Origin of the sequence: Citrobacter braakii, assembly GCF_009648935.1 — a bacterium.
Classification (GTDB): Bacteria; Pseudomonadota; Gammaproteobacteria; order Enterobacterales; family Enterobacteriaceae; genus Citrobacter; species Citrobacter braakii.
In genome coordinates, this window is sequence record NZ_CP045771.1 from 2331316 (window position 1) to 2350990 (window position 19675).

At 54.8% G+C, this 19675-nt stretch carries 12 protein-coding genes; all 12 read left to right on the forward strand.

The genetic code is table 11. The features are described 5' to 3' along the window. Positions 1 to 203 precede the first annotated feature (203 nt). The 12 genes from GFC06_RS10790 to GFC06_RS10845 all read left to right on the forward strand — a co-directional run bounded on the left by GFC06_RS10790 (position 204) and on the right by GFC06_RS10845 (position 19648). The gene (locus GFC06_RS10790; RefSeq protein ID WP_153690141.1) at positions 204 to 5138 is read left to right on the forward strand and encodes an alpha-2-macroglobulin family protein; all 4935 of its coding nucleotides are present in this window, start codon (positions 204 to 206) and stop codon (positions 5136 to 5138) included. Continuing rightward, complete coding sequence (gene pbpC, locus GFC06_RS10795) at positions 5139 to 7451, forward strand: peptidoglycan glycosyltransferase PbpC (protein WP_153690142.1); 2313 nt, start codon at positions 5139 to 5141, stop codon at positions 7449 to 7451. Between the two features lie 136 nt (positions 7452 to 7587). Further along, positions 7588 to 8019: a nucleoside-diphosphate kinase gene (gene ndk, locus GFC06_RS10800; protein WP_003037710.1), complete on the forward strand. Its 432-nt coding sequence runs from the start codon at positions 7588 to 7590 to the stop codon at positions 8017 to 8019. Between the two features lie 256 nt (positions 8020 to 8275). Further along, on the forward strand, positions 8276 to 9442 hold the full coding sequence (locus tag GFC06_RS10805; RefSeq protein ID WP_016154002.1) for a bifunctional tRNA (adenosine(37)-C2)-methyltransferase TrmG/ribosomal RNA large subunit methyltransferase RlmN: 1167 nt from the start codon (positions 8276 to 8278) through the stop codon (positions 9440 to 9442). Positions 9443 to 9726: 284 nt separating this feature from the next. Continuing rightward, a complete protein-coding gene (gene rodZ / locus GFC06_RS10810; RefSeq protein WP_016154001.1) occupies positions 9727 to 10716 on the forward strand; it encodes a cytoskeleton protein RodZ in 990 nt (329 codons plus the stop codon). 26 nt (positions 10717 to 10742) lie between these two features. Then, positions 10743 to 11861 (forward strand): flavodoxin-dependent (E)-4-hydroxy-3-methylbut-2-enyl-diphosphate synthase, encoded by a 1119-nt coding sequence (ispG, locus tag GFC06_RS10815; RefSeq protein ID WP_153690143.1) that lies wholly within the window; start codon positions 10743 to 10745, stop codon positions 11859 to 11861. A gap of 110 nt (positions 11862 to 11971) precedes the next feature. Continuing rightward, positions 11972 to 13246, forward strand: coding sequence for a histidine--tRNA ligase (gene hisS, locus GFC06_RS10820; protein ID WP_016153999.1), 1275 nt, complete (start codon positions 11972 to 11974; stop codon positions 13244 to 13246). Between the two features lie 13 nt (positions 13247 to 13259). Then, positions 13260 to 13880, forward strand: coding sequence for a YfgM family protein (locus tag GFC06_RS10825; RefSeq protein WP_016157128.1), 621 nt, complete (start codon positions 13260 to 13262; stop codon positions 13878 to 13880). A gap of 10 nt (positions 13881 to 13890) precedes the next feature. Continuing rightward, a complete protein-coding gene (gene bamB / locus GFC06_RS10830) occupies positions 13891 to 15069 on the forward strand; it encodes an outer membrane protein assembly factor BamB (protein WP_153690144.1) in 1179 nt (392 codons plus the stop codon). A gap of 118 nt (positions 15070 to 15187) precedes the next feature. Next, positions 15188 to 16660: a ribosome biogenesis GTPase Der gene (gene der, locus GFC06_RS10835; RefSeq protein ID WP_016153996.1), complete on the forward strand. Its 1473-nt coding sequence runs from the start codon at positions 15188 to 15190 to the stop codon at positions 16658 to 16660. Positions 16661 to 16960: 300 nt separating this feature from the next. After that, on the forward strand, positions 16961 to 18502 hold the full coding sequence (locus GFC06_RS10840) for a peptide MFS transporter (RefSeq protein WP_016157127.1): 1542 nt from the start codon (positions 16961 to 16963) through the stop codon (positions 18500 to 18502). A 63-nt stretch (positions 18503 to 18565) separates the two neighbouring features. Beyond that, positions 18566 to 19648: a Gfo/Idh/MocA family oxidoreductase gene (locus GFC06_RS10845; RefSeq protein WP_153690145.1), complete on the forward strand. Its 1083-nt coding sequence runs from the start codon at positions 18566 to 18568 to the stop codon at positions 19646 to 19648. The last annotated feature ends 27 nt before the right edge of the window (positions 19649 to 19675 follow it).

The following is a 19675-nucleotide window of genomic DNA, read 5'->3' on the forward strand; positions in this document are numbered from 1 at the left end:
ATCTCCATTTTTACCAGGTTTTGGCAAATTGTCGGATGTTTAGGGCAATGCGACAAGTAAAAGAGGCTGATTTGTCAGGCGAATCCACATTAATCACGAAAAAATAGGACAACCTGGAACAGTTACTGGCTTCCACAGCCGAAAATCTGACGCATAATAGTTGTTCTACGTAGCTAACGGGCCACTACGGCCAGGGATGAAAAATGAAACATTTACGCGTAGCGGCCTGTATGCTGATGCTGGCACTGGTTGGGTGCGATAATAATAACGAAAAATCACCGACGGCTGCGAAGCCTGATGCGCCTGCACCGCAGACTGCGCCAGCAAAAGATAAGGCCCAATTACAAAAGCTGATTCAGCAAAGCCAGGGCAAGTCGCTGACGTTGCTTGATGCCTCCGAGGTCCAGCTCGATGGCGCGGCAACGCTCGTTTTAACCTTTTCCATTCCCCTCGATCCGGAACAAGATTTTTCTCGCGTAGTGCACGTTGTTGATAAAAAAAGCGGCAAAGTGGATGGTGCCTGGGAGCTGGCGCCAAATCTAAAAGAGCTACGCTTACGCCATCTCGAACCTAATCGGGAACTGGTGGTTACCATTGAGCGTGATTTACTGGCGCTGAATAAAGCGACGTTCGCTATCGATTATGAAAAAAACATTACCACCCGCGACGTCCAGCCAAGCGTAGGGTTCGCTAGTCGCGGCTCGCTGCTGCCGGGAAAAGTGATTGAAGGGTTACCGGTGATGGCCCTTAACGTTAATAGCGTGGATGTGAACTTCTTTCGCGTGAAGCCTGAGTCGCTCGGTGCGTTTGTCAGCCAGTGGGAATACCGTAATTCGTTGTCAAACTGGGAGTCAGACAATCTGCTGAAAATGGCGGAGCTGGTTTATACCGGACGCTTTGACCTCAATCCTGAGCGTAACACCCGAGAGAAGCTGCTACTGCCACTGAGCGATATCAAGCCGTTGCAGCAAGCAGGCGTTTACATTGCGGTGATGAATCAGGCCGGACACTATAACTACAGCAATGCTGCTACGCTGTTTACGCTCAGTGACATTGGTGTCTCTGCGCACCGTTACCACAATCAACTGGATGTCTTTACGCAGAGTCTGGAAAACGGCGCTGCGCAGCAGGGTATTGAGGTCACGTTACTCAACGAAAAAGGGCAGACGCTGGCGCAGGCTACCAGTGACGCGCAGGGTCACGTCAAGCTGGAAACCGATAAAGACGCGGCCTTATTGCTGGCCCGCAAAGACGGGCAAACCACGCTGCTGGACCTGAAGCTCCCGGCGTTGGATCTGGCTGAATTTGATATTGCCGGCGCGCCGGGATACAGCAAGCAGTTCTTTATGTTTGGCCCCCGAGACCTCTATCGCCCTGGCGAAACGGTGATCCTCAACGGATTACTGCGAGATAGCGACGGCAAAACGCTGCCTGACCAGCCGGTGAAGCTGGAGGTCGTTAAGCCCGACGGACAGGTGTTACGCTCGGTAGTGAGCCAGCCGGAAAACGGTCTGTATCGCTTTAGCTGGCCGCTGGACAGCAGCGCGCCCACCGGCATGTGGCATATTCGTGCCAATACTGGCGACAACCAGTCGCGGATGTGGGATTTCCACGTCGAAGATTTCATGCCTGAGCGGATGGCGCTCAATCTCACCGCCAATAAAATGCCGGTGGCTCCAACTGATGAAGTGAAGTTCTCGGTGGTGGGCTACTACCTGTACGGCGCGCCCGCCAACGGCAATGCTCTGCAAGGGCAGCTTTTCCTGCGCCCGTTGCGGGAAGCGGTGCAGGCATTACCGGGGTTCCAGTTTGGTAATATTGCCGAAGAAAATCTTTCTCGCAGCCTCGATGAGGTTCAGTTGACGCTGGATGATCACGGTCGCGGCGAAGTGACTACCAACAGCCAATGGCAGGAGACGCATTCTCCGTTACAGGTGATTCTGCAAGCCAGCCTGCTGGAGTCGGGTGGCCGTCCGGTGACGCGTCGGGTTGAACAAGCCATCTGGCCTACGGATACGCTGCCAGGTATTCGTCCGCAGTTTGCGGCGAGAGCCGTTTATGACTACCGCACCGATACTACCGTCAATCAGCCTGGCGTTGATGAAAACAGCAATGCCGCTTTTGATATTGTGTATGCCGATGCGCAAGGTGAGAAAAAAGCGGTGTCCGGTTTACAGGTGCGTTTGATCCGTGAACGCCGTGATTATTACTGGAACTGGTCTGAAGGCGAGGGCTGGCAATCGCAGTTCGATCAAAAAGATCTGGTTGAGGGTGAGCAGACCCTGGATCTTAAGGCCGATGAGACCGGTAAAGTCAGCTTCCCTGTCGAGTGGGGTGCCTATCGCCTGGAAGTGAAAGCTCCGAATGATGCGGTGAGCAGCGTGCGCTTCTGGGCTGGTTATAGCTGGCAGGATAACAGCGACGGCAGCGGGGCAGTGCGTCCCGATCGCGTGACCCTGAAACTGGATAAACCCGGCTATCGTCCCGGCGATACCATGAGGCTACACATTGCCGCACCCGCTGCTGGCAAAGGTTACGCGATGGTGGAGTCCAGCGAAGGCCCGTTGTGGTGGCAAGAGATAGACGTACCGACGGATGGTCTTGATATCTCCATCCCGGTCGATAAAACCTGGAATCGCCATGACTTGTATCTCAGCGCGCTGGTGGTTCGTCCTGGCGACAAGTCTCGTTCGGCAACGCCAAAGCGGGCAGTCGGCTTACTGCATTTGCCGTTAGGCGATGAAAACCGTCGTCTGGCGCTGGCGCTGGAAAGTCCGGCGAAAATGCGTCCAAATCAGCCGTTGACCGTCAAGATTAAAGCCAGCGTTAAAAATGGCGACGTGCCAAAACAGGTTAACGTGCTGGTCTCAGCCGTTGACAGCGGGGTGTTGAACATTACCGATTACGCCACGCCGGATCCGTGGCAGGCGTTTTTCGGGCAAAAACGCTATGGCGCGGATATTTATGATATTTACGGCCAGGTGATCGAAGGGCAAGGACGTCTGGCGGCGCTGCGCTTTGGTGGTGATGGCGATGAGTTAAAACGCGGCGGCAAGCCACCGGTTAATCACGTCAATATCGTGGCGCAACAGGCGCTGCCAGTGACGCTTAACGAGCAGGGCGAAGGTACGGTGACGTTACCAATTGGTGATTTCAACGGCGAGCTGCGGGTAATGGCGCAAGCCTGGACGGCGGATGATTTTGGCAGTAGCGAAAGCAAAGTGATTGTCGCCGCGCCGGTAATTTCTGAACTGAACATGCCGCGCTTTCTGGCGGGGGGCGATACCTCGCGCCTGACGCTGGACGTGACCAATCTGACTGACAAACCGCAAACGCTGATTATTAATCTCGCGGCCAGCGGTTTACTGGAGCTGATGGGGCAAGATCCCGCCCCGGTGAATCTGGCGCCAGGCGTACGGACTACGCTGTTTATTCCGGTGCGTGCGCGGGAGGGCTTTGGCGATGGCGAAATTCAGGCGCAAATTAGCGGTCTGAATCTACCGGGTGAAACGCTGCCTGTTCAGCATAAACAGTGGAAAATTGGCGTGCGACCGGCGTTCCCGGCGCAAACTGTTAATTACGGCGTCGCACTTCAGCCGGGCGCAACCTGGCAGATTCCGGGCGAAGAACTGACGAATTTCTCTCCTGTGACGATGCAGGGACAACTGCTGTTCAGCGGTAAGCCACCGCTGAATCTGGCGCGCTATATCCGTGAACTGAAAGCTTACCCTTACGGTTGCCTCGAGCAAACGGCGAGCGGGTTGTTCCCATCCTTATACACCAATGCCGCGCAGTTGAAGGCGTTAGGTATCGCGGGCGACAGCGATGAAAAACGCCGTGCGGCAGTAGAGATTGGCATCTCTCGTTTACTGCAAATGCAGCGTGATAACGGCGGTTTTGCGCTGTGGGATAAGAACGGGTCGGAAGAGTACTGGCTGACCGCGTATGTGATGGATTTCCTCGTTCGCGCGAATGAACAGGGCTATAGCGTTCCGGCAGAGGTGATTAACCGGGGTAACGAGCGGCTGCTGCGCTATTTGCAGGATCCGGGCATGATGTCGATTCGCTATACCGACGACGCATCAGCAAGCCGGTTTGCCGTACAGGCCTACGCCGCGCTGGTGCTGGCTCGTCAGCAGAAAGCCCCGCTCGGCGCGCTGCGTGAGATCTGGGAGCGTCGTGCACAGGCGGCTTCCGGTTTACCGCTGTTGCAACTGGGGATAGCGCTGAAAAACATGGGCGACGCCAACCGCAGTGAACAAGCGTTGACGCTGGCGCTGAATACGCCACGCCGTGATGCGCAGCAGTGGATGGCGGATTACGGCAGTCAGCTACGTGACAACGCGCTGATGCTGGCATTGTTGGAAGAGAACAAGCTTAAACCTGAAGTGCAGAATACGCTGCTGAACACTTTGTCAGAACAGGCCTTTGGGCAGCGCTGGCTCTCTACTCAGGAAAACAATGCGCTGTTCCTTGCCGCGCGTACGTTACAGGACTTGCCTGGCTCGTGGCAGGCGCAAACGTCACTCTCTGAACAGGCGTTAGCCGGGGAGAAATCACAAACGCGTAATCTGGATGCTGACGCGCTGTCTACGCTGAACGTCACCAATACCGGTAATCTGCCGCTGTGGCTGCGTCTGGATGTGAGTGGTTACCCGCAAACCTCGCCGACGCCTGCCAGCAACGTCCTGCACATTGAGCGTCAGATCCTGGGGCTCGACGGGAACAGCAAAGCGCTGGATTCTCTGCGCAGCGGCGAGCTGGTACTGGTCTGGCTGGAGGTGAAAGCCAGCCAGAACGTACCGGATGCATTGGTGGTTGACTTACTGCCAGCCGGCTTGGAGCTGGAAAACCAGAATCTGGCCAACGGCAGCGCCAGCCTGCAGGACAGCGGCAGCGAGGTAGCGAATTTGCTCAATCAGATGCAGCAGGCGGATATCCAGCACGTTGAATTCCGTGACGATCGCTTTGTCGCCGCGGTAGCGGTCAACGAAGGACAGCCGGTGACGCTGGTCTATCTGGCGCGGGCGGTAACGCCGGGGACCTATCAGGTTCCTGTGCCGCAGGTGGAGTCAATGTATGTTCCGCAGTGGCGCGCGACCGGTGCGACAGAGGGGCTTTTGATTGTCAGACCGTAAATGATGCGCGGGTTGGGGAAACGCGGCTGCTGGCTCTGGCTGGCAGCCGTTGCGCTATTGCTGGTAGCGGGGGTTTGGGCGGCAGATAAAATCTGGCCGCTGCCGCTTCACGAAGTCGATCCGGCACGTGTCGTGGTGGCTTACGATGGTACGCCGCTATGGCGCTTCGCCGACGCGGACGGTATCTGGCGTTATCCGGTGACTATTGATGAGGTGTCCCCCCGTTACCTTGAGGCGTTAATCAACTACGAAGACCGCTGGTTCTGGAAACATCCCGGCGTCAATCCGTTTTCAGTGCTGCGCGCGGCATGGCAGGACCTCTCCTCAGGTCGCGTCGTTTCAGGCGGCAGTACGCTCACCATGCAGGTCGCACGATTGCTCGATCCCCACCCGCGAACTTTCGGCGGCAAGTTCCGCCAGCTCTGGCGCGCATTGCAGCTGGAATGGCATCTTTCTAAGCGCGACATCCTGACGCTATATCTTAACCGTGCGCCGTTTGGCGGCACGCTGCAGGGCGTGGGTGCTGCGAGCTGGGCCTACCTTGGTAAATCTCCCGCACAGTTGAGTTATTCCGATGCCGCGCTGCTGGCCGTGTTGCCGCAGGCACCGAGCCGTCTGCGCCCGGACCGCTGGCCGGATCGCGCTGAAGCGGCGCGCAATAAAGTGCTTGAGCGCATGGCGACGCAGGGCGTTTGGCCTGCCAGACAGGTGCAGGAGTCACGCGAAGAACCGGTCTGGCTGGCGCCCAGACAAATGCCGCAGTTAGCGCCGTTATTCTCGCGCATGATGCTGGGAAAAAGCCGGAGCGATAAAATCGTGACCACCCTTGACGCCGGATTGCAGCGCCAACTGGAAGAGCTGGCGCAAAACTGGAAGGGCCGCTTACCTGCGCGCAGTTCGCTGGCGATGATTGTGGTCGATCACACTGATATGAGCGTGCGTGGCTGGGTGGGGTCGGTAGATATGAATGACGACTCCCGCTTTGGCCATGTGGATATGGTGAATGCGATCCGCTCGCCGGGCTCGGTGCTGAAGCCGTTTATCTATGGTCTGGCGCTGGATGAAGGATTAATTCATCCTGCTTCATTGTTGCAGGATGTGCCGCGTCGAACCGGAGATTATCGACCAGGGAATTTTGACAGTGGTTTTCATGGCCCGGTCAGTATGAGCGAAGCGCTGGTGCGCTCGCTGAATTTACCCGCCGTGCAGGTACTTGAAGCCTATGGCCCGAAGCGTTTTGCCGCATCGTTACGTAACGTTGGCTTACCGCTGTATCTGCCCGCAGGTGCCGCACCGAATCTGTCGCTGATTTTGGGCGGGGCAGGGGCCAGACTGGAAGACATGGCGGCGGCGTACAGTGCCTTTGCCCGTCAGGGAAAAGCGGGAAAACTGCGCCTGCAGCCAGACGATCCACTGCTGGAGCGTCCGTTGATGTCGGTGGGCGCGGCGTGGATTATTCGCCGCATTATGGCTGACGAAGCGCAACCGCTGCCGGATAACGCGCTGAGCAGAGTGGTTCCGCTGGCGTGGAAAACGGGTACCAGTTATGGCTATCGCGATGCGTGGGCGATTGGCGTTAACGCCCGTTATGTGATGGGTATCTGGACCGGTAGACCCGACGGTACGCCGGTGGTGGGCCAGTTTGGTTTTGCCAGCGCCGTGCCGCTGCTCAATCAGGTCAATAATCTTTTGCTCTCTCGCGGGACAAATCAGCCGGAGGATCCGCGCCCTGAATCCGTTAGCCGCGGCGTAGTGTGCTGGCCGGGCGGGCAGTCACTTGCGCCCGGAGACAGTAACTGTCGACGCCGTCTGGCAACCTGGCTGCTGGACGGCAGCCAGCCGCCCACGTTGTTATTGCCCGAACAGGAGGGCGTGAGTGGCATTCGTTTCCCCGTCTGGCTGGACGATGAAGGTAAACGTGTGGCGGCGGATTGCCCGCAGGCGCGCGAACAAACGTTAATCGTCTGGCCTTTACCGCTGGAGCCATGGCTGCCGGAGTCAGAGCGCCGTGGGGCGAGATTACCGCCGGTTTCTGCCACGTGTCCGCCGCTGGGGCAGGATGCTTCGCTGCCGTTGCAGTTGACAGGGGTTCGTGATGGCGCGATCGTGAAGCGTTTACCCGGTTCTGCGCTGGCCTCATTGCCGGTACAAACCAGCGGTGGGACTGGCGATCGCTGGTGGTTTCTTAACGGTGAACGGCTGGATGAACGCGGACGCCATCTTACGCTACTGCTGGCGACCAAAGGGGATTATCAACTGCTGGTGATGGATGACGCCGGACAGGTGGCGACGGTGAGATTTTCGTTGCAGTAGACCACCAGGTGACTTTTGTTGCTAAAATTCATCTTATTTTAAAGAAATGTTATCTTCGTCAATAGTCAATTGCCGGGATGCTCTTTATAATCCGCGCCAGGTAAACAACAACAAAACATCTTTTTCAGAGGTAATCATGGCTATTGAACGTACTTTTTCCATCATCAAACCAAACGCGGTGGCAAAAAACGTTATTGGGAGCATCTTTGCGCGCTTTGAAGCAGCAGGGTTCAAAATTGTCGGTACTAAAATGCTGCACCTGACCGTTGAGCAGGCGCGTGGCTTCTATGCAGAGCATGATGGTAAGCCGTTCTTTGACGGTCTGGTTGAATTCATGACCTCCGGTCCGATCGTTGTTTCTGTTCTGGAAAGCGAAAATGCCGTACAGCGTCACCGTGATCTGCTGGGTGCAACCAACCCGGCGAATGCGCTGGCGGGTACTCTGCGTGCAGACTACGCTGATAGCTTCACCGAGAACGGTACTCACGGTTCCGACTCCGTTGAATCTGCTGCGCGTGAAATCGCCTATTTCTTCGGTGAAGGCGAGGTTTGCCCGCGCACGCGCTAATCTCCTGCGTCTTTCACATCGCATTGTTTTCTATGCTTTCGGGGAGGCTCGAACGTGCCGCTTTCCTGCGATGCGAAATCCTTTGGAGAGGAATTAGCGATTTACATATTATTTTCGCTAATGCTTCGTGCAAACGTGGCATACCTGCGCCAGACTTTGTACAATGCAACGCCCCGGAAGAGCAGAACGCTTGCCGGGGCGTTTCTTTTTAACCCTCCACGGGCCACAACGTGTAACAACGAGGCCGGAAAAAATTATGTCTGAATTAGTTAACACCTCTGAAGTCGTCATTCCTGCGGTTCCAAATAAAAATGGAAAAATCAACCTGCTGGATCTGAACCGTCAGCAAATGCGCGAATTCTTCAAAGATATGGGTGAAAAACCGTTTCGTGCCGATCAGGTCATGAAGTGGATGTACCACTATTGCAGCGACAACTTTGATGACATGACTGACATCAATAAGGTGCTGCGTAACAAGCTGAAAGAAGTGGCTGAAATTCGCGCCCCGGAAGTGGTGGAAGAGCAGCGTTCTTCTGACGGTACGATCAAATGGGCCATCGCGGTTGGCGATCAGCGCGTAGAAACCGTGTATATCCCGGAAGACGATCGCGCGACCCTGTGTGTTTCTTCACAGGTCGGTTGTGCATTAGAGTGTAAATTCTGCTCTACGGCGCAACAGGGCTTTAACCGTAACCTGCGGGTGTCGGAAATCATTGGTCAGGTCTGGCGTGCGGCGAAAATCGTCGGTGCGGTGAAAGCAACGGGCGTGCGTCCTATCACTAACGTGGTGATGATGGGGATGGGCGAGCCGCTGCTCAACCTGACCAACGTGGTGCCAGCGATGGAAATCATGCTGGATGACTTCGGTTTTGGGCTGTCAAAGCGTCGCGTCACGCTCTCCACCTCAGGCGTTGTCCCTGCGCTGGATAAGCTGGGCGATATGATTGATGTCGCGCTGGCGATTTCTCTGCATGCGCCGAACGATGAAATTCGTGACGAAATTGTACCTATCAACAAAAAGTACAATATCGAAACATTCCTTGGCGCGGTTCGTCGTTATCTGGAGAAGTCCAACGCTAACCAGGGTCGTGTGACCATTGAGTATGTGATGTTAGATCACATCAATGATGGTACTGAACACGCGCATCAGTTGGCAGAGCTGCTGAAAGATACGCCGTGTAAGATTAACCTGATCCCGTGGAACCCGTTCCCTGGCGCGCCGTATGGCCGTAGCTCTAACAGCCGTATCGATCGTTTCTCCAAAGTGTTGATGAGCTATGGTTTCACTACCATCGTGCGTAAAACACGTGGCGATGACATCGATGCAGCCTGCGGTCAGCTGGCGGGTGACGTTATCGACCGTACCAAGCGTACTCTGCGTAAGCGTATGCAGGGCGACGCTATCGATATCAAGACCGTTTGATGTTGAGTGCACTACGGTATAATTCATGTACCGTAGTGCAACGTAAGCCAAATGAGGTTCTTTGTTGTTTTCGTGAGGTCAATAATAACGGTGCGTTTTTGTCGACTTTAAGGCAGTATGTAGCGGCGCAACAAGCCTTTAGCCCTCAGGTTTACGTTGTTTTGTCTTTGATAGTCTGACCGTTTTATACTGTCTGACGAAGGTTAACTGACCAGATGTTTCGCGGTGTGGGTGAGCATTGTGGCTCGCCGGCATCAGAACCCAAATTTACGCAGCTGTAGCGAATGAATACTGAAGCCACGCACGACAAAAATGAAGCACTATCCACCGGCGTTCGTCTGCGCAATGCCCGTGAACAACTCGGATTCAGCCAGCAGGCAGTCGCGGAGCGACTTTGCCTGAAGGTCTCCACGGTACGTGATATTGAAGAAGATAAGGCACCAGCCGATCTCGCTTCAACATTCCTGCGCGGGTATATCCGTTCTTATGCGCGTCTGGTGCATATTCCTGAAGAAGAACTGTTGCCAGGGCTGGAAAAACAGGCTCCGATTCGCCCAGCCAAAGTCGCACCGATGCAGAGCTTCTCGCTCGGTAAGCGTCGTAAGAAACGTGACGGCTGGTTAATGACCTTTACCTGGCTGGTGCTGTTTGTCGTTGTCGGACTGACGGGAGCCTGGTGGTGGCAGAACCATAAGGCGCAGCAGGAAGAGATCACCACCATGGCCGATCAATCCTCCGCTGAGCTGAATGCCGGTAAAGATGGTGCGCAGAACGTACCGTTAGATACCAGCGCCGCAGCGGGCCAGGATACTACCCCGGCTCCAGACGATGGCGCGGTGGCGGACGCAGCGCCTACGCCAGATGTTGCTGCAACCCCGGCACCTGCCGCTGATGCGCAGCAGAATGCCGTTGTGGCACCTTCTCAGGCTAACGTCGATACCGCAACTGCTGCGCCAGCTACCGCGGCGCCGCTGCCGACTGACCAGGCGGGTGTCACTACCCCTGCCGCCGATCCTAACGCACTGGTAATGAACTTTACTGCCGATTGCTGGCTGGAAGTGACCGATGCGACCGGAAAAAAACTGTTCAGTGGTATGCAGCGTAAGGACGGCAATCTGAATCTGACGGGTCAGGCACCGTACAAACTGAAAATTGGCGCTCCGGCGGCAGTGCAGATTCAGTTCCAGGGTAAACCTGTCGATCTGAGTCGTTTTATCAGAACTAACCAGGTTGCGCGTCTGACCGTTAATGCCGAACAATCACCGGCTCAGTAACAGACGGCAATGCGGGAGATTTTTTAATGCATAACCAGGCTCCAATTCAACGTAGAAAATCGACACGCATTTACGTTGGGAATGTGCCGATCGGCGATGGCGCGCCCATCGCCGTACAGTCTATGACCAATACGCGTACCACAGATGTGGAAGCGACGGTTAATCAGATCAAAGCGCTGGAACGCGTCGGCGCAGATATTGTTCGTGTCTCTGTACCGACAATGGATGCCGCAGAAGCGTTCAAGCTTATCAAACAGCAGGTTAATGTCCCGCTGGTTGCCGATATTCACTTCGACTATCGTATCGCGCTGAAGGTGGCGGAATACGGCGTCGATTGCCTGCGTATCAACCCAGGCAATATCGGTAATGAAGAGCGTATTCGCATGGTAGTGGACTGCGCTCGTGATAAAAATATTCCTATCCGTATCGGCGTCAACGCCGGATCGCTGGAAAAAGATCTGCAGGAAAAATACGGTGAACCGACGCCGCAGGCGCTGCTGGAATCCGCTATGCGCCATGTGGATCACCTCGATCGTCTGAACTTCGATCAATTCAAAGTCAGCGTTAAAGCGTCTGACGTTTTCCTCGCCGTAGAATCCTATCGCCTGCTGGCGAAACAGATCGTTCAACCGCTGCATTTGGGGATCACCGAAGCCGGTGGCGCACGCAGCGGGGCGGTAAAATCAGCGATCGGTTTAGGATTGCTGTTGTCCGAAGGGATCGGCGATACGCTGCGTGTCTCTCTGGCGGCGGATCCGGTGGAAGAGATCAAAGTTGGCTTCGATATCCTGAAATCGCTGCGCATTCGTGCGCGCGGGATCAACTTTATCGCCTGCCCAACCTGCTCGCGTCAGGAGTTCGACGTTATCGGTACGGTGAACGCGCTGGAACAACGTCTGGAAGATATCATTACGCCAATGGATGTTTCGATCATCGGCTGCGTGGTGAACGGTCCTGGCGAAGCGCTGGTTTCTACGCTGGGCGTCACGGGCGGTAACAAGAAAAGCGGTCTGTATGAAGACGGCGTGCGTAAGGATCGACTCGATAACGACGATATGATTACGCAGCTTGAAGCCCGCATTCGCGCCAAAGCGAGTATCCTGGACGAAGCGCGTCGTATTGACGTGCAGCAGCTTGAAAAATAACAACGTGATGGGAAGCGGCGTGCTTCCCGTGTATGATTGAACCCGCATGGCGCCCGCATTGTTCGGGTTAGCGCTGAGGGTTCATTTTTATATTCATAAAGAGAATAAACGTGGCAAAAAACATTCAAGCCATTCGCGGCATGAACGATTATCTGCCTGGCGAAACCGCCATCTGGCAGCGCATTGAAGGCACTCTCAAAAACGTGCTCGGCAGCTATGGTTACAGTGAAATCCGCTTGCCGATTGTAGAGCAGACCCCGTTATTCAAACGCGCGATCGGTGAAGTCACCGACGTGGTTGAAAAAGAGATGTATACCTTTGAGGACCGTAATGGCGACAGCCTGACGTTGCGTCCTGAAGGGACTGCGGGCTGCGTACGCGCCGGCATCGAACATGGTCTCCTGTACAATCAGGAACAGCGTCTGTGGTATATCGGGCCGATGTTCCGCCACGAACGTCCGCAAAAAGGGCGCTATCGTCAATTCCATCAGCTGGGTGTCGAAGTGTTTGGCCTGCAAGGCCCGGACATCGATGCTGAACTGATTATGCTGACCGCTCGCTGGTGGCGCGCGCTGGGTATTTCTCAACATGTCAGCCTTGAGCTGAACTCAATTGGTTCGCTTGAAGCCCGCGCTAACTACCGTGATGCGCTGGTCGCCTACCTGGAACAGCACAAAGAGAAACTGGACGAAGACTGCAAGCGCCGTATGTACACTAACCCGCTGCGCGTTCTCGACTCCAAAAACCCGGAAGTACAGGCGCTGCTCAACGACGCACCTGCACTGGGCGACTATCTTGATGACGACTCTCGCGAGCACTTTGCGGGCCTGTGCAAACTGCTGGAATCCGCAGGTATTGCCTACACCGTCAATCAGCGTCTGGTTCGTGGTCTTGATTATTACAACCGCACCGTATTTGAGTGGGTTACCAGCAGCCTGGGCTCTCAGGGTACCGTGTGTGCCGGCGGGCGTTACGACGGTCTGGTAGAGCAACTTGGCGGTCGCGCAACGCCGGCCGTGGGCTTTGCCATGGGTCTGGAACGACTTGTTTTGTTAGTTCAGGCAGTTAATCCGGAATTTAACGCAGATCCTGTTGTCGATATATACCTGGTCGCTTCGGGGGCGGACACGCAGTCGGTGGCAATGCGGCTTGCAGAACGTCTGCGCGATGAAGTTCCTGGTGTGAAACTGATGACAAACCACGGTGGCGGCAACTTTAAGAAACAGTTCGCCCGCGCCGACAAGTGGGGCGCCCGCGTTGCACTGGTACTGGGCGAGTCCGAAGTGGCTGACGGTACTGTTGTAGTGAAGGATTTGCGCTCTGGTGAGCAAACGGCAGTAGCGCAGGATAGCGTTGCCGCGCATTTGCGCACTCTACTGGGCTAAGGAGAAGGACAGCGTGGAAATTTACGAGAACGAAAACGACCAGATTGATGCAGTAAAACGCTTCTTTGCTGAAAACGGCAAAGCGCTGGCTGTTGGGGTCATTTTAGGGGTTGGCGCGCTGGTTGGCTGGCGTTACTGGACCAGCCATCAGACGGAGTCCGCACGCTCTGCTTCTCTGGCATATCAAAATACGGTGACTGCGGTTAGCGCGGGTAAACCGGATAGCCTTCCTGCTGCAGAGAAATTTGCCGCAGAAAACAAAAATACCTACGGCGCGTTAGCTTCACTGGAACTGGCGCAGCAGTTTGTTGACCAAAATGAACTTGAGAAAGCCGCAAGCCAGCTGCAACAAGGCTTAGCAGCGACCAGCGATGAGAATCTCAAAGCGGTGATTAACCTGCGTCTGGCTCGTGTTCAGGTTCAGCTTAAACAGGCTGATACCGCGCTGAAAACACTCGACACCATTAAAGGTGAAGGGTGGACGGCCATTGTTGCCGACCTGCGCGGTGAAGCATTGCTGAGCAAAGGCGACAAACAAGGTGCGCGTAGCGCATGGGAAGCGGGCGTGAAAAGCGATGCCTCTCCTGCTCTGAGCGAAATGATGCAGATGAAAATCAATAATTTGTCCATCTGAGAGGGACCCGATGCAATTGCGTAAATTACTTCTGCCAGGGCTGCTTTCCGTTACCCTATTGAGCGGCTGTTCACTGTTTAGTGGCGAAGAAGATGTCGTTAAGATGTCCCCATTACCGGTGGTTGAAAACCAGTTTACTCCGTCTACGGACTGGAGCACCTCTGTAGGTAACGGTATTGGTGATTTCTATTCCAATCTTCATCCTGCGCTGGCGGATAACGTTGTCTATGCAGCCGATCGCGCCGGCATCGTTAAGGCGTTGAATGCGGACGACGGCAAAGAAGTCTGGTCTGTTAATCTGGGTGAGAAAGACGGCTGGTTCTCCCGCGCATCTGCACAGCTTTCTGGCGGTGTAACCGTGTCCGGTGGCCATGTTTACATTGGCAGCGAAAAAGCGCAGGTTTATGCGCTGAACACCAGCGATGGTACCACCGCATGGCAGACGAAAGTTGCCGGTGAAGCGCTGTCTCGTCCTGTTGTGAGCGATGGCGTGGTATTAATCCACACCAGTAACGGTCAGTTGCAGGCCTTGAACGAAGCTGATGGCGCTATCAAATGGACCGTTAACCTCGATATGCCTTCTCTGTCTCTGCGCGGCGAATCTGCCCCAGCGACCGCTTTTGGCGCAGCTATCGTTGGCGGTGATAACGGCCGCGTAAGCGCCGTGCTGATGCAGCAGGGCCAGATGATTTGGCAGCAGCGTATTTCTCAGGCGACAGGTCCAACGGAAATCGATCGTCTGAGCGACGTTGATACCACGCCGGTTATCGTCAATGGCGTTGTCTACGCGCTGGCTTATAATGGTAACCTGACGGCGCTGGATCTGCGCAGCGGCCAGATCATGTGGAAACGTGAACTGGGCTCAGTGAATGATTTCATCGTCGACGGTAACCGTATCTACCTGGTTGACCAGAACGACCGTGTACTGGCGCTGACCACCGACGGCGGTGTGACGCTGTGGACGCAAAGCGATCTGCTGCACCGTCTGCTGACGTCCCCGGTATTGTATAACGGCAATCTGGTCGTGGGTGATAGCGAAGGCTACCTGCACTGGATTAACGTTGACGATGGCCGCTTTGTCGCCCAGCAGAAAGTTGACAGCTCTGGTTTCCTGACCGAGCCGGTCTCTGCTGATGGTAAACTGCTGATCCAGGCGAAAGACGGTACGCTGTACTCTATTACGCGTTAATCGTCCCGGCCGCTCGCTTTGAAAAACGGCTCCTGGTGCAGGGGCCGTTTTACTGTTTTTAACAACGGCGCAAAAAATGTGCCCGTTGTCTGATGATTTATTAAATGAGGCTTTAAACATGGTACCTGTGGTCGCGCTTGTCGGGCGCCCTAACGTTGGCAAATCCACGTTATTTAACCGTCTAACTCGCACCCGAGATGCGCTGGTTGCGGATTTCCCGGGTCTGACTCGTGACCGTAAGTACGGTCGTGCGGAAATTGAAGGCCGCGAGTTTATCTGTATTGATACCGGCGGTATTGATGGCACCGAAGACGGTGTAGAAACCCGCATGGCGGAACAGTCGCTGTTGGCGATCGAAGAAGCGGACGTTGTGCTGTTCATGGTAGATGCGCGTGCTGGCCTGATGCCTGCGGATGAAGCCATTGCGAAACATCTGCGTTCGCGCCAGAAACCGACGTTCCTGGTAGCCAACAAAACTGACGGACTCGATCCTGATCAGGCGGTCGTCGATTTCTACTCGCTGGGTCTGGGTGAAATTTATCCGATCGCGGCATCCCATGGTCGTGGCGTTCTCAGCCTGCTGGAGCATGTTCTGCTGCCGTGGATGGATGACGTTGCTCCTCAGGAAGAAGTGGATGAAGATGCAGAATATTGGGCGCAACTGGAAGCCGAAGAGAACGGCGAAGAAGAGCCTGAAGATGACTTCAACCCGCAGGACCTGCCGATCAAACTGGCGATTGTTGGTCGCCCGAACGTAGGTAAGTCCACGCTTACTAACCGTATTCTCGGCGAAGACCGAGTAGTGGTTTACGACATGCCGGGGACCACGCGTGACAGTATTTATATCCCGATGCAACGCGATGAGCGCGAATATGTGCTCATCGATACCGCGGGCGTGCGTAAGCGCGGCAAAATTACCGAAGCAGTAGAAAAATTCTCAGTTATCAAAACGCTGCAGGCGATTGAAGATGCCAACGTGGTGATGCTGGTGATTGATGCGCGCGAAGGTATTTCCGATCAGGACCTGTCGCTGCTGGGCTTTATCCTCAATAGTGGGCGTTCACTTGTTATTGTGGTCAACAAGTGGGATGGCCTGACGCAGGAAGTGAAAGAGCAGGTCAAAGAGACCTTGGACTTCCGTCTGGGCTTTATTGATTTTGCGCGTGTACACTTTATCTCTGCGCTGCACGGCAGCGGCGTGGGTAATCTGTTTGAATCGGTCCGCGAAGCGTATGACAGCTCTACCCGTCGCGTCAGCACCGCGATGCTGACGCGCATTATGACTATGGCGGCAGAAGATCATCAGCCGCCGCTGGTGCGTGGTCGTCGTGTGAAGCTGAAATATGCCCACGCCGGTGGTTATAACCCACCAATCGTGGTGATTCACGGCAACCAGGTCAAAGACCTGCCGGATTCCTACAAGCGCTATCTGATGAACTATTTCCGTAAGTCTTTGGATGTGATGGGGACGCCGATCCGCATTCAGTTCAAAGAAGGGGAAAACCCGTTTGCGAACAAGCGTAATACGCTGACGCCGACGCAGATGCGCAAACGTAAACGTTTGATAAAACACATCAAAAAAAGCAAGTAACCGTTGCTGATGCTGATAAAAACCCGTGCTTGTCGCGGGTTTTTTTTCGAAGTTTCATCGCCAGCCTCAGCCCGTGCGATGTCAATCACTATTCATTTTTTACCAAGTTTAAATCTAAGAAAGTAGACATTTGTCGAGTTTTCATCTTAAAGTCCGGGGGCTGGTACTAGACAAAACTAGCCTTAGGTTATCAAATGGTTAAATAAATTTTCGCCGCATGTAAAAAATCGGTCAGATACGTAACTGGCTGGCGTACATCGCGGTGTTTACACACACGACGACATAACTTTCGGGAGAATTATGCAATCCTCTGTTAATCAAAAAGAAAGCCGAACTTTCTTCGGCCATCCTTATCCGCTCGGCTCGCTGTTCTTCACAGAGATGTGGGAGCGCTTCTCGTTTTATGGCATTCGCCCGTTACTGATCCTGTTTATGGCTGCTACCGTTTATGACGGCGGCATGGGGCTGGCACGTGAAAATGCCTCGGCGATTGTGGGTATCTTTGCCGGTACGATGTACCTCGCTGCGCTGCCGGGTGGCTGGCTGGCGGATAACTGGCTCGGCCAACAGAAAGCGGTGTGGTACGGTTCCATCCTGATTGCCCTCGGCCATCTGTCAATTGCGCTCTCCGCCATTATGGGGAACAACCTGTTCTTTATTGGTCTGATGTTTATTGTGCTCGGCTCCGGTCTGTTTAAGACCTGTATTTCGGTCATGGTTGGCACGCTGTACAAAAAAGGCGATGCGCGTCGCGACGGCGGCTTCTCGCTGTTCTACATGGGCATCAACATGGGGTCGTTTATCGCGCCGCTGATTTCCGGCTGGCTGATTAAAACTCACGGCTGGCACTGGGGATTTGGCATCGGTGGTATCGGGATGTTGGTAGCGTTGATCATTTTCCGTGTATTTGCCGTGCCATCAATGAAACGCTACGACAGCGAAGTGGGGCTCGACTCCACCTGGAATAGCCCGGTAGTGAAACGTAACGGCGTGGGCGCGTGGCTGTTGGCGCTGGCCGTCGGTGCGGCGGTTATCGTTACGCTGATAGCGCAAGGCGTGATTGTAATTAATCCGGTCGCGGTTGCCAGCATGCTGGTGTACGTGATTGCAGCCTCCGTTGCGCTCTACTTTATCTACCTGTTCATCTTTGCCGGTCTGAACCGTAAAGAGCGCGCCAGACTGCTGGTCTGCTTTATCCTGCTGGTTTCCGCCGCGTTCTTCTGGTCCGCGTTTGAGCAGAAGCCAACCTCGTTCAACCTGTTCGCCAACGACTACACTAACCGTATGATCGGTGATTTTGAAATCCCGGCGGTCTGGTTCCAGTCGATAAACGCGCTGTTTATTATCCTGCTGGCACCGGTATTCAGTTGGGCATGGCCGAAGCTGGCAAGCATGAATATTCGCCCGAGTAGCATCACCAAGTTTGTTATCGGTATCCTCTTTGCGGCGGCAGGCTTCGGTCTGATGATGCTGGCGGCGCAAAACGTTCTCAGTAACGGCGGGGCAGGCGTTTCTCCATTCTGGCTGGTGGGCAGTATCCTGATGCTGACGCTTGGCGAGCTGTGCCTGAGTCCGATCGGTCTGGCGACAATGACGCTGCTGGCGCCGGAAAGAATGCGCGGGCAGATGATGGGCCTGTGGTTCTGCGCCAGTGCGCTGGGCAACCTGGCCGCAGGTTTGATTGGCGGTCATGTGAAGGCTGACCAACTGGATATGCTGCCGGATCTCTTCGCACGCTGCTCGATTGCGCTGCTGATCTGCGCTGCGGTACTGATCATCCTCATTGTTCCGATTCGTCGCATGCTGGAGAATACGCAAACTAAACCGGCAACTAGCGCCTGATAACACCTCGATTGTGCCGGGGCAGACGTTATGTCCCGGCTATTCAATTAACGAGGTAAGAGCATGCTGTTAGGATTTGTTGGGCTTGGTGCAGTCGTTGAAACGGCATACTTGCCCGCATTACGTAATATGTTCGGTGATGCACTACGCTGTGTGGGATTTGATGTTCAACCCGCAAAGCAGCCCGCAGACGTGACACGCTGTACGTCGCTCGCTGAACTTCTTGCAATGCCGCTTGATACCCTGTTTATTACCACCGCATCCCTGCATCACCTTGATGTGCTTGAACAGGCGCTGGCGGCTCCCATCGCTCGTATCGTGGTCGAAAAGCCTATTGTCGCCACGCTTTCCCAAATTGAAAAACTGAAAACGCTGCTGGCTCAACCGGATGCTGCCAACCGCGTGCTGGCACTCGACCATTGGATGGCACGCAATGGCGCAATGCAGCTGGCGTTGGGCAAACTCGGAGCGCAGTGGCAGGGCGATAATCCGCAACAGGCACTTGTCTCTCACTTTTCACACATTGCTAAAATCGACGGTTTTTTGCAGGAACCGAGCGGGTTTAACGCTGTTGGAGAACCTATTGCGCTAAACTTTGCCACCGGTGAGCCGGATACCCGTGAGCTTCGTCATCCGGACGGTGTGATTCTGGACATTGGCACACATGTACTGGCAATGCTGCGTGAAACAGTGCGTTACCTGGGCGGTAATGACAGTATGACCTTGCAGGTGAAAAGCGCTAAAGACCGTCTGGGACGTAATATTGTAGAGGGCGACCTGACCACAGCAGAAGGAGAGGCGCATCTGCAGGGACAGATTAGCGGCATTCCGCTGGATATCTGGCTGAATAAATACGCGGGGCCGGCTGGCGGACAAAAAGGCCTGCGCCTTTGTCTGCGCGATGGTCGTGTCATTAGCCATGATCGCCGTGGTGTCGAGGATGTGCTCGAATTGATTGACGGTGATGTTGTACAACGCTGGAGTCTGCCTGGTAGTGTATATGCCCATTGTCTGGCGGAGCATATTCTGGGCGCGCAAAGTCTGTTTGAACGCAGTCCACAGGAAGTGAGCCGCACGACGCAGCGCAGGCTGGAGGAAGTGGAGTGCTTGTTAACGTTACAGCAGCAGTTACGCGGGCGGCATTAAACGCATCGTGTTAAACTCAGCGCAGTA

Excerpts from the sequence above, each read along its gene's own strand:
- pbpC (WP_153690142.1), top strand. The coding sequence starts at position 5,139 with ATGATGCGCGGGTTGGGGAAACGCGGCTGCTGGCTCTGGCTGGCAGCC.
- GFC06_RS10840 (WP_016157127.1), top strand. The coding sequence starts at position 16,961 with ATGCAATCCTCTGTTAATCAAAAAGAAAGCCGAACTTTCTTCGGCCAT.
- GFC06_RS10790 (WP_153690141.1), top strand. The coding sequence starts at position 204 with ATGAAACATTTACGCGTAGCGGCCTGTATGCTGATGCTGGCACTGGTT.
- der (WP_016153996.1), top strand. The coding sequence starts at position 15,188 with ATGGTACCTGTGGTCGCGCTTGTCGGGCGCCCTAACGTTGGCAAATCC.
- ispG (WP_153690143.1), top strand. The coding sequence starts at position 10,743 with ATGCATAACCAGGCTCCAATTCAACGTAGAAAATCGACACGCATTTAC.
- rodZ (WP_016154001.1), top strand. The coding sequence starts at position 9,727 with ATGAATACTGAAGCCACGCACGACAAAAATGAAGCACTATCCACCGGC.
- GFC06_RS10805 (WP_016154002.1), top strand. The coding sequence starts at position 8,276 with ATGTCTGAATTAGTTAACACCTCTGAAGTCGTCATTCCTGCGGTTCCA.
- ndk (WP_003037710.1), top strand. The coding sequence starts at position 7,588 with ATGGCTATTGAACGTACTTTTTCCATCATCAAACCAAACGCGGTGGCA.
- GFC06_RS10845 (WP_153690145.1), top strand. The coding sequence starts at position 18,566 with ATGCTGTTAGGATTTGTTGGGCTTGGTGCAGTCGTTGAAACGGCATAC.
- bamB (WP_153690144.1), top strand. The coding sequence starts at position 13,891 with ATGCAATTGCGTAAATTACTTCTGCCAGGGCTGCTTTCCGTTACCCTA.